General features: G+C 60.5%; 8 protein-coding genes. 7 read left to right on the top strand and 1 reads right to left on the bottom strand.

Annotation, left to right across the window (positions count from 1 at the left end; all coding sequences use genetic code 11):
- Window positions 1-2: 2 nt before the first annotated feature.
- The 4 genes from BUC40_RS01520 to lpxC all read left to right on the top strand — a co-directional run bounded on the left by BUC40_RS01520 (window position 3) and on the right by lpxC (window position 4,422).
- Complete coding sequence (locus tag BUC40_RS01520) at window positions 3-857, top strand: cell division protein FtsQ/DivIB (RefSeq protein ID WP_073261934.1); 855 nt, start codon at window positions 3-5, stop codon at window positions 855-857.
- A 22-nt stretch (window positions 858-879) separates the two neighbouring features.
- Window positions 880-2,130, top strand: a complete 1,251-nt coding sequence (ftsA, locus tag BUC40_RS01515; protein ID WP_073261932.1) for a cell division protein FtsA — start codon at window positions 880-882, stop codon at window positions 2,128-2,130.
- A 77-nt stretch (window positions 2,131-2,207) separates the two neighbouring features.
- Window positions 2,208-3,398, top strand: a complete 1,191-nt coding sequence (ftsZ, locus tag BUC40_RS01510; protein ID WP_073261930.1) for a cell division protein FtsZ — start codon at window positions 2,208-2,210, stop codon at window positions 3,396-3,398.
- 112 nt (window positions 3,399-3,510) lie between these two features.
- The gene (gene lpxC / locus BUC40_RS01505; RefSeq protein WP_073261927.1) at window positions 3,511-4,422 is read left to right on the top strand and encodes a UDP-3-O-acyl-N-acetylglucosamine deacetylase; all 912 of its coding nucleotides are present in this window, start codon (window positions 3,511-3,513) and stop codon (window positions 4,420-4,422) included.
- A 180-nt stretch (window positions 4,423-4,602) separates the two neighbouring features.
- On the opposite strand, the gene BUC40_RS01500 is transcribed toward lpxC, so the two are convergent.
- Window positions 4,603-5,061, bottom strand: a complete 459-nt coding sequence (locus BUC40_RS01500; protein ID WP_073261925.1) for a DUF721 domain-containing protein — start codon at window positions 5,059-5,061, stop codon at window positions 4,603-4,605.
- 86 nt (window positions 5,062-5,147) lie between these two features.
- Between BUC40_RS01500 and BUC40_RS01495 the strand changes: the two genes are divergently transcribed.
- The 3 genes from BUC40_RS01495 (at window position 5,148) to argJ (ending at window position 10,385) form a co-directional block, all read left to right on the top strand.
- A complete protein-coding gene (locus tag BUC40_RS01495; RefSeq protein WP_073261923.1) occupies window positions 5,148-6,074 on the top strand; it encodes a M23 family metallopeptidase in 927 nt (308 codons plus the stop codon).
- 167 nt (window positions 6,075-6,241) lie between these two features.
- A complete protein-coding gene (gene secA, locus BUC40_RS01490; protein WP_073261921.1) occupies window positions 6,242-8,980 on the top strand; it encodes a preprotein translocase subunit SecA in 2,739 nt (912 codons plus the stop codon).
- A gap of 187 nt (window positions 8,981-9,167) precedes the next feature.
- Window positions 9,168-10,385 (top strand): bifunctional glutamate N-acetyltransferase/amino-acid acetyltransferase ArgJ, encoded by a 1,218-nt coding sequence (gene argJ, locus BUC40_RS01485; RefSeq protein ID WP_073261919.1) that lies wholly within the window; start codon window positions 9,168-9,170, stop codon window positions 10,383-10,385.
- Window positions 10,386-10,444 lie beyond the last annotated feature (59 nt).

The following is a 10,444-nucleotide window of genomic DNA, read 5'->3' as shown; positions in this document are numbered from 1 at the left end:
GCATGGGCGCCATCCTTCGTCATCAGCCAGGTTCAGGCACGCCGGTACGCGGCAAGGCTGTGCCGCGCGGCGCCAGCCGCCTGGTGGCCAAGGAGCCGATCAGCGTGCGTTTGCCGCGGCCGAATTTCAGCCTGCTCAAGCGTATTACCTGGCCGGTGATGCTGCTGGTGCTGGGCTTTGGTGCTTACGAGCTGTCGCTGCGGCTGCTGCCGTATGCCGACCGGCCGATCACCAAGATCAGCGTGGAAGGTGACCTGAGCTACATCAGCCAGCAATCGGTGCAACAACGTATTGAACCTTTTGTCAGTGCGAGCTTCTTCAGTGTCGACCTCGTGGGTATGCGCCACGAACTGGAACAGATGCCATGGATCGCCCACGCTGAAGTACGCCGTGTGTGGCCGGATCAGGTGATGGTGCGTTTGGAGGAGCAACTGCCGATCGCCCGTTGGGGTGATGAGGCACTTCTGAACAATCAGGGCCAGGCATTCGCGCCGAAAGAGTTGGCGCATTACGAAAATCTGCCACAGCTGTACGGCCCCAAACGGGCACAGCAACAAGTGATGCAGCAGTATCAGGTGTTGAGCCAGATGCTGCGACCAATGGGGTTCACCGTGGCACGCCTGGAGTTGCGTGAGCGTGGCAGCTGGTTCCTGTCCACCGGGCAGGGCATCGAAGTGCTGCTGGGGCGCGACCATCTGGTGGAAAAAATACGTCGTTTCGGCGCCATCTACAGCAAGGCGCTGAAGGATCAGAAAGACAATATTGCGCGGGTCGATCTACGTTACGCCAACGGCCTGGCCGTAGCGTGGCGCGAGCCGCCAGCACCCGTAGCGGTCGATACCGCTGCGGTGCAGTGAATAAAGAGAGAAGGCAGGAAACATGGCAAACGTGCAGAGCGGCAAGATGATCGTCGGCCTTGATATCGGCACCTCCAAGGTGGTGGCGCTGGTAGGCGAAGTGACCGCTGATGGTCAGCTGGAAATCGTCGGCATCGGTACTCACCCGTCACGCGGCCTGAAGAAGGGCGTGGTGGTCAATATCGAGTCCACGGTGGCCTCGATCCAGCGCGCAGTGGAAGAAGCCCAGTTGATGGCGGGTTGCCGCATCCACTCGGCCTTCGTCGGCGTGGCCGGTAATCACATCCGCAGCCTGAACAGCCACGGCATCGTCGCCATTCGCGACCGTGAAGTGAGCGGTGCTGACCTGGAGCGCGTGCTCGATGCCGCCCAGGCCGTTGCCATTCCGGCTGACCAGCGCGTGCTGCACACGCTGCCACAGGATTACGTGATCGATAACCAGGAAGGCGTTCGCGAGCCACTGGGCATGTCCGGTGTACGCCTGGAAGCCAAGGTGCACGTGGTGACCTGCGCGGTTAACGCGGCGCAGAACATCGAGAAGTGCGTGCGCCGCTGTGGCCTGGAAGTCGACGACATCATCCTCGAGCAACTGGCTTCCGCCTATGCGGTGCTGACTGACGACGAGAAAGAGCTGGGCGTGTGCCTGGTCGACATCGGCGGTGGCACCACCGACATCTGCATCTTCACCGAAGGCGCGATTCGCCACACCGCGGTGATCCCGATCGCTGGCGATCAGGTCACCAACGACATCGCCATGGCGCTGCGCACTCCGACTCAGTACGCCGAAGAGATCAAGATCCGTTACGCCTGCGCTCTGGCCAAACTGGCCGGCGCTGGCGAAACCATCAAGGTGCCGAGCGTCGGTGATCGTCCGCCGCGCGATCTGTCGCGTCAGTCTCTGGCCGAGGTGGTCGAGCCGCGTTACGACGAGCTGTTCACCCTGATTCAGGCCGAACTGCGTCGCAGCGGCTACGAGGATCTGATCCCCGCGGGTATCGTGCTCACCGGCGGCACGGCGAAGATGGAAGGCGCGGTCGAACTGGCCGAAGAGATCTTCCACATGCCGGTTCGCCTCGGTGTCCCGCACAGCGTCAAAGGCCTCAGCGATGTGGTGCGCAACCCTATTTATTCGACGGGCGTTGGCCTGTTGATGTACGGCCTGCGCAAGCAGTCCGACGACATCCCGATGCCCGGCAATGGTGGCGGGTACGGTGATGAAACCAAGACACCCGTTCTGGAACGGCTCAAGCGCTGGATTCAGGGCAATTTCTAATGTGGGTAACGCTGCACGGGCGTGTGCAGCATTGCTGGCAGTAGGCGTTAAAAACTAGAAAATACAGGAGAGAGACCATGTTTGAACTCGTAGACAACCTTCCGCAGAGCGCGGTCATCAAGGTTATCGGTGTTGGTGGTGGCGGCGGCAACGCAGTCAACCATATGGCCAAGAGCAACATCGAAGGCGTCGAATTCATCTGCGCCAACACCGATGCTCAAGCACTGAAAAACATCGGCGCACGTACCGTTCTGCAACTCGGTACTGGCGTTACCAAGGGTCTGGGCGCTGGCGCCAACCCGGAAGTCGGCCGTCAGGCTGCCATCGAAGACCGTGAGCGCATCGCCGAAGTGCTGCAGGGCTGCGACATGGTATTCATCACCACAGGCATGGGCGGTGGTACCGGTACCGGTGCTGCTCCGGTCATCGCCGAAGTGGCCAAGGAGCTGGGCATCCTCACCGTTGCGGTGGTGACTCGTCCGTTCCCGTTCGAAGGCCGAAAGCGTATGCAGATCGCCGACGAAGGCATCCGTGCGCTGCAGGAAAGCGTTGACTCGCTGATCACCATCCCCAACGAGAAGCTGCTGACCATCCTTGGTAAGGACGCCAGCCTGCTGTCCGCTTTCTCCAAGGCCGACGACGTGCTGAGCGGTGCCGTTCGCGGTATCTCCGACATCATCAAGCGTCCGGGCATGATCAACGTCGACTTCGCCGACGTGAAAACCGTGATGAGCGAAATGGGCATGGCGATGATGGGCACTGGCTGCGCCAGCGGTCCGAACCGTGCGCGTGAAGCCACCGAGGCGGCCATCCGTAACCCGCTGCTCGAAGACGTCAACCTGCAGGGTGCTCGCGGCATTCTGGTCAACATCACCGCCGGCCCTGACCTGTCTCTGGGTGAGTACTCCGACGTGGGTAACATCATTGAACAATTCGCTTCCGAGCACGCCACCGTCAAGGTCGGCACTGTGATCGATCCGGACATGCGCGACGAGCTGCACGTGACCGTGGTTGCCACTGGTCTGGGCGCGCGTATGGAGAAGCCGGTCAAGGTCGTCGACAACACCGTTCAGGTTGCCGCCGCTCAGTCCGTCGCCCCAGTTGCCGCTCCGGTTCGTGCCGAGCAGAACGTCAACTACAAAGACTACGAGCGCCCGACCGTACAGCGTCAGAGCCATGGTGGCGCTGCCACTGCGGCGAAAATGAATCCGCAGGATGACCTGGATTATCTGGATATTCCAGCCTTCCTGCGTCGTCAGGCGGATTAATGAAATCTATCAGGAGTATGAAGGTGATTGGTGTTCAGCAAAGGTCGGTTCTGCTATTATCGCCAGCCTTTGTTGAAAACAATTCGCACCTAGCGCAATAGCGGCCAGACCCATGATCAGACAACGCACCCTGAAGAACATCATCCGCGCCACGGGTATCGGCCTGCACTCCGGGGAGAAGGTTTACCTGACCCTGAAGCCGGCTCCGGTGGATACCGGCATCGTGTTCCGTCGTACCGACCTCGACCCTGTGGTAGAGGTAACCGGTCACGCCCTGAACGTCGGTGAAACCACCATGTCGACCACGTTGGTCAATGGTGATGTCAAGGTGGATACGGTAGAGCATCTGCTTTCGGCCATGGCTGGCCTGGGCATCGATAACGCCTACGTCGAGCTCTCTGCATGTGAAGTGCCGATCATGGACGGCAGCGCTGGTCCCTTTGTTTTCCTGATTCAGTCGGCTGGTCTGCAAGAGCAGGACGCGCCCAAGAAGTTTATCCGCATCACCCGCGAAGTGAGCGTAACGGACGGCGACAAGCGCGCCACCTTCGTTCCGTTCGATGGCTTCAAGGTGAGTTTCGAGATCGACTTCGATCACCCGGTATTCCACGATCGCACCAAGACCGCGAGTGTTGATTTCTCCAGCACCTCGTTCGTCAAGGAAGTCAGCCGTGCTCGCACATTCGGTTTCATGCGTGACATCGAATTCCTGCGCTCGCACAACCTGGCACGCGGCGGCAGTGTGGATAACGCCATCGTGGTGGACGAAGACGGTGTACTCAACGAAGACGGCTTGCGTTACGAGGACGAGTTCGTTAGGCACAAGATTCTCGATGCAATCGGTGACCTCTATCTGCTCGGCAACAGCCTGATCGGTGAGTTCCGCGGTTACAAATCCGGCCATGGCCTTAACAACCGTCTGCTGCGTGCTTTGATCGCGCAGCCGGATGCTTGGGAAATGGTGACGTTCGAAGACGCCGAGACTGCTCCGATCTCTTACATGCGCCCGGCTGCGGCGGTGTAAGGCACTCTCTCCTAGTTTTATCTTCTTCAAGGCCACCTTCGGGTGGCCTTTTTTATGGATTATTTTTATCGCCCGACAGGCGGCACGAGACAGGCGAAACGAGCCGCCGATATCGCTATCGGTGAATGGCGTCATTTTTATGGCAAATTTTTATCAGCGTTCGTAACGAGCTGAAGTGAGTTACGAATCGCTGCGGCGACGATGGCTGGCAAGGCGTTCCAGTGCAGCTTTGAGGCGGGGGTCGCTGACGCCTTCGGCGGTTTCCTGAATGTTGTCGGCAGCACTGTCAGAGAGCTCGAATGGCTGGGCAGGCGGGCGTTTCTCTGTGTTCGAAGGTTGCATCTTGAAGAGGATTTTCGTTAAGGTCGCGAACGTTTCGAGCGCCTGTAACTGCCTTTGCAGGCGTCTTTGTTGATAGCGCAGCCGAGTGGCCCAGTGGCCATCGGTGACGATCAGAAGTAAACAGCCCTCTCGCCACGATGCCACGCGACAGTGTTCACGGGCGGCGGGTTGCAGCTGGCTTTCCACTATCTGCTGAAGGTGGTCGATGCGTTGAGCCTGATTGAACAGGGCTTTCAACGGCTTCGCCTCGCGCAGCAGTGCAGCGGGCGCCTTGGCCGGCAAGGGACGAAAACTCATGGCAGGAAGCCTGCGACTTTTGGGGCCGTCATGGTAGCAGAACTTCTGCTGCCAGCTCTGGTTCCACTTTTTTCATTGGGGATGTCATGCACATCATTTTGCTCAGCCGACGCCATGGCGCCGCGCGATCGCTCAGCCTCGATCTGCGTTGGCTGCTGGCCGGCCTGCTATTGCTGGCCGTTGTGGCGGTAGGCGGCGGTGCCGCGCTGGGCGCCTGGATGGCGCCGCAGTCAGTGCCTGCACTGGACAGCGCGGTGGTCAATCAGGCGCTCGACGCGCAGCGTGAGGAAGTCGGTGCGGTACGGGTCGATGCGCAGCGTCAACTCGATGCCTTTGCCGCTCATGTGGCCGAACTGCAAGCGCGCCTGACCCGACTGGATGCACTCGGCGAGCGGCTTACTGAGCTGGCCGAGTTGGATGCCAGTGAATTCGATTTCTCGCTGGGCGTCGGTCAGGGCGGCCCTGAAGAGCTTTCTGTCGGCGCCGCTTACGCACCACCGCCGTTCATGAGCACGTTGGACGAGCTGGCGCTGCGTATGGACAGCCGCGAGCAGCAGCTTGAGGTGCTCGAGCAGCTGCTTGCCGATCGCCGTCTCGATGAGGCTGCGACCTTGTCTGGTCACCCGGTGCTGCAGGGCTATGTATCGTCGCCCTTTGGTCGCCGCATCGATCCATTGACCGGCCGAGTCAGTGTGCACAAGGGAGTAGATTTCGCCGCCAAGGCCGGGAGTGATGTCGTAGCAGTCGGCGCAGGCGTGGTGACTTTCGCCGGGCGCCGTAACGGTTATGGCAATACCGTGGAAATCAGCCACTCCGATGGTTACGTGAGCTTGTACGCACACAACCGCAGCAACACGGTGCAGGTCGGTGACATCGTCCAGCGCGGCCAGGCCATCGCCACGGTGGGCAGTACCGGGCGCTCGACCGGCAATCATGTGCACTTCGAAGTCAGCCGCAACGGTGAGCTGGTCAATCCGCACAGCTACATCGCCCGAGTCAGCGACGAGCCCTGATCGAGCCGGCCGAGGCCGGCTCGCGTTCCGCCGATGGCTCTGTGCCAATCGCGCTCTTTCTTCAATTTCGTTTCCGGGTAGAATGCCCCCTTCGCACGCAGCCATACGGGCTGCATGGGCGACTCACGGGGCCGCCCTCCATTCATAGCGTGGAAGATCCTGTCGATATGTTTGCGCCTTTGTTGAAAAAACTCTTTGGAAGCAAGAACGAGCGTGAAGTCAAACGCATGCTCAAGGCGGTTCAGGCCGTCAATGCATTCGAGGAGCAGATGCTCGCGCTCTCCGATGAGCAACTGCGTGCCAAGACCGAAGAATTCAAGGCCCGCCTGGCCAAAGGCGAAACCCTGGATCAACTGCTGCCCGAAGCCTTTGCCGTAGCACGCGAGGCCGGCAAGCGCGTGATGGGCATGCGCCACTTCGACGTCCAGTTGATTGGCGGTATGACCTTGCACGAAGGCAAGATCGCCGAGATGCGTACCGGCGAGGGTAAAACCCTGGTCGGCACCCTGGCGGTATACCTCAACGCGCTGGAAGGCAAAGGCGTGCACGTGGTCACGGTCAACGACTATCTGGCCCGCCGCGACGCCAACTGGATGCGTCCGCTGTATGAATTTCTCGGCCTGTCGGTGGGTATCGTCACCCCGTTCATGCCGCCGGATGAGAAGCGCGCTGCCTATGCCGCCGACATCACTTACGGCACCAACAATGAATTCGGCTTCGACTACCTGCGCGACAACATGGCGTTCAGCGTTGAAGAGAAATTCCAGCGCGAGCTGAATTTCGCGGTAATCGACGAAGTCGACTCGATTCTTATCGACGAAGCCCGTACCCCGCTGATCATCTCCGGCCAGGCCGAAGACAGCTCGAAAATGTACACCGAGATCAATCGACTGATTCCTCGCCTCAAGCAGCACATCGAGGAAGAAGAGGGCGTGGTCACTCAGGAAGGCCACTACAAGGTCGACGAGAAGAGCCGCCAGGTCGAACTCAACGAGGAAGGCCATCAGGTCATCGAAGACATGCTGACCCAAGCAGGTCTGCTGGCTGAAGGTGAGAGCCTGTATTCGGCGCACAACCTCGGTCTGCTGACTCACGTATATGCCGGTCTGCGCGCACACACGCTGTTCCAGCGCAACGTCGAATACATCGTGCAGAACGGTCAGGTGATTCTGATCGACGAACACACCGGCCGTACCATGCAGGGCCGTCGCCTGTCCGAAGGCCTTCACCAGGCCATCGAAGCGAAGGAAGGCGTGCAGATCCAGGCCGAGAGCCAGACCCTGGCATCGACCACCTTCCAGAACTACTTCCGCCTGTACAACAAGCTGGCCGGTATGACCGGTACTGCGGATACCGAAGCCTTCGAATTCCACCAGATCTACGGTCTGGACGTGATGGTCATTCCGACCAACAAGCCGATTTCCCGTAAGGACTTCAATGACCTGGTCTATCTGACCCAGGAAGAGAAGTACGCGGCAATCATCACCGACATCAAGGAGTGCCAGGCTCAGGGCCGGCCCGTTCTGGTCGGTACCGCGACAATCGAAACGTCCGAGTACATGTCGCGCCTGCTGGAACAGGAAGGCATCGAGCACAAGGTGCTCAACGCCAAGTTCCACGAGAAGGAAGCCGAGATCATCGCCCAGGCCGGTCGCCCGGGTGCGCTGACCATCGCCACCAACATGGCTGGTCGTGGTACCGACATCCTGCTCGGCGGCAACTGGGAAGTAGAAGTCGCGGCGCTGGATAATCCTACGCCCGAGCAGATCGCCCAGATCAAGGCCGACTGGCAGAAGCGCCACCAGCAGGTGCTGGAGTCCGGCGGCCTGCATGTGATCGCTTCCGAGCGCCATGAATCGCGCCGTATCGACAACCAGCTGCGTGGCCGTGCCGGTCGCCAGGGTGACGCCGGTTCGAGCCGCTTCTACCTGTCGCTGGAAGACAGCCTGATGCGCATCTTCGCATCTGACCGCGTGAAGAACTTCATGAAGGCGCTGGGTATGCAGCCGGGCGAGGCCATCGAGCACCGCATGGTTACCAACGCCATCGAGAAAGCGCAGCGCAAGGTCGAAGGTCGCAACTTCGATATGCGTAAGCAGCTGCTCGAATACGATGACGTGGCCAACGAACAGCGCAAAGTGATCTACCACATGCGCAACACCTTGCTGACCGCCGACAACGTGGGCGAGACCATCGAGGACTTCCGCAAGGAAGTGTTGGACAGCACCATCAACGCGCACATGCCGCCGCAGTCGTTGCCTGAGCAGTGGGATATCGCTGGTCTGGAAGAGGCGCTGTACGCCGGCTTCAACCTGCGCCTGCCGATCCAGCAATGGCTCGACGAAGACGACAAACTCTATGAGGACACACTGCGCGAGCGCATCCTCAAGGAGCTGATCGACGCTTACAACGAGAAGGAAACCCAGGCCAGCGCCGAAGCCCTGCGTACGTTCGAGAAACAGATTCTGCTGCGCGTGCTCGATGACCTGTGGAAAGACCACTTGTCGACCATGGATCACCTGCGTCACGGCATTCACCTGCGTGGTTACGCGCAGAAGAACCCGAAACAGGAGTACAAGCGCGAGTCCTTCACCCTGTTCCAGGAACTGTTGGATTCGATCAAGCGCGACGCTATCCGTGTGCTTTCGCACGTGCAGGTTCGGCGCGAAGATCCGGTCGAAGAGGAAGCCCGTCTGCGTCGCGATGCCGAAGCCCTGGCCCAGCGCATGCAGTTCCAGCACGACGAAGTTTCCGCGCTCGAAGAGCCTGAAGCCGAAGCGCAGGACGGTGGCGATGTCGCCGTTGCCACTGCCCCGGTGCGTGCCGAGCAGAAGATCGGCCGCAACGAGCTTTGCCCGTGCGGTTCCGGCAAGAAGTACAAGCACTGCCACGGTCAGGTGAACTGAGAACCTGAACACGACTGGCTGCGCGTCGGTCCTGCGGCGTTTAAAGCAGGACTCTCGCTCGCCAGGTCGTGAGCAGGTTCTTAGCCTGAGCTGGCTGTAAAATCTTAACGCCGCGAGGGTTCAGCCCTTCGCGGCGTTTTCGCATCGAACATGCTGTGCACATCAACCTAATTCGAGGAGCTCTCCCATGGCTGTTGGTCTTGGCCCGCTGTCTACCCTGCATCCGGTTCCAGGTTTCGAGCTGGGCATCGCCTCCGCCGGCATCAAGCGCCCGGGGCGCAAGGATGTGGTGGTTATGCGTTGTGCTGAAGGCAGCAGCGTGGCGGGCGTGTTCACCCTCAATGCGTTCTGCGCGGCACCGGTGATCCTGGCCAAGAAGCGTGCTTCCGGTAGCGTGCGCTACCTGCTCACCAACACCGGCAACGCCAATGCCGGCACTGGCGAGCCGGGCCTGCAGAACGCTATGCGCACCTGCGCCAGCCTGGCCAAGCTGGCCGGCGTAGACGAAAGCGAAGTACTGCCGTTCTCCACCGGCGTGATCGGTGAGCCGCTGCCCGTCGAGAAGATCGAAGGCGCGCTGCAGGCAGCGCTGGATAACCTCTCCGAGAACAACTGGGCCGATGCCGCCACCGGCATCATGACCACCGATACGTTGCCCAAAGGCGCCAGCCGCCAGTTCACTCACGAAGGTGTGACCGTCACCGTGACTGGCATCAGCAAGGGCGCTGGGATGATCAAGCCGAACATGGCCACCATGCTCGGCTACATTGCCACCGACGCCAAGGTCGCTCAGGGCGTACTGCAGGATTTGCTGCGTGACGCGGCGAACAAGTCGTTCAACCGCATCACCATCGACGGCGATACCTCCACCAATGACTGCTGCATGCTGATCGCTACTGGCAAGGCGGCGCTGCCGGAAATCACCCAGGCCAGCGGCGCACTGTTCGCTGCGCTCAAGCAGGCGGTATTCGAGGTGTGCATGGACGTGGCCCAGGCCATCGTGCGTGACGGTGAGGGCGCGACCAAGTTCGTCACCGTGCAGGTCAACGGTGGCGCGACGCATCAGGAATGCCTGGACGTTGGCTATGCCGTCGCCCATTCGCCGCTGATCAAGACCGCACTGTTCGCCTCCGACCCCAACTGGGGGCGCATCCTTGCAGCCGTCGGCCGCGCAGGCGTGGCGCAGCTGGACGTCAGCAAGATCGACGTATTCCTCGGTGACGTATGCATCGCCAGCAAGGGCTGCCGCGCGACCACCTACACCGAAGAGCAGGGTTCGGCGGTGATGGCCGAGGAGGAAATCACCATCCGCATCGAGCTGGGACGCGGCACCTGCAGCGAGACCATCTGGACCACCGACCTGTCCCACGAGTACGTGAAGATTAACGCCGAATACCGCACCTGATGGCGGTGCCGGCCGCTTAAAGCGGTCGGCTGGTAACCTTCACGCTGTCGCATTCCGCC

The organism is Phytopseudomonas punonensis (assembly GCF_900142655.1).
Classification (GTDB): Bacteria; Pseudomonadota; Gammaproteobacteria; order Pseudomonadales; family Pseudomonadaceae; genus Aquipseudomonas; species Aquipseudomonas punonensis.
The sequence above is the reverse complement of the archived record's forward strand: the minus strand, read 5'-3'. Positions and strand labels throughout refer to the sequence as shown.

What these genes read in the sequence shown, in the direction of transcription:
- BUC40_RS01520 (WP_073261934.1), top strand. Translation starts at nt 3, where the DNA reads ATGGGCGCCATCCTTCGTCATCAGCCAGGTTCAGGCACGCCGGTACGC.
- ftsA (WP_073261932.1), top strand. Translation starts at nt 880, where the DNA reads ATGGCAAACGTGCAGAGCGGCAAGATGATCGTCGGCCTTGATATCGGC.
- ftsZ (WP_073261930.1), top strand. Translation starts at nt 2,208, where the DNA reads ATGTTTGAACTCGTAGACAACCTTCCGCAGAGCGCGGTCATCAAGGTT.
- lpxC (WP_073261927.1), top strand. Translation starts at nt 3,511, where the DNA reads ATGATCAGACAACGCACCCTGAAGAACATCATCCGCGCCACGGGTATC.
- BUC40_RS01500 (WP_073261925.1), bottom strand. Translation starts at nt 5,061, where the DNA reads ATGAGTTTTCGTCCCTTGCCGGCCAAGGCGCCCGCTGCACTGCTGCGC.
- BUC40_RS01495 (WP_073261923.1), top strand. Translation starts at nt 5,148, where the DNA reads ATGCACATCATTTTGCTCAGCCGACGCCATGGCGCCGCGCGATCGCTC.
- secA (WP_073261921.1), top strand. Translation starts at nt 6,242, where the DNA reads ATGTTTGCGCCTTTGTTGAAAAAACTCTTTGGAAGCAAGAACGAGCGT.
- argJ (WP_073261919.1), top strand. Translation starts at nt 9,168, where the DNA reads ATGGCTGTTGGTCTTGGCCCGCTGTCTACCCTGCATCCGGTTCCAGGT.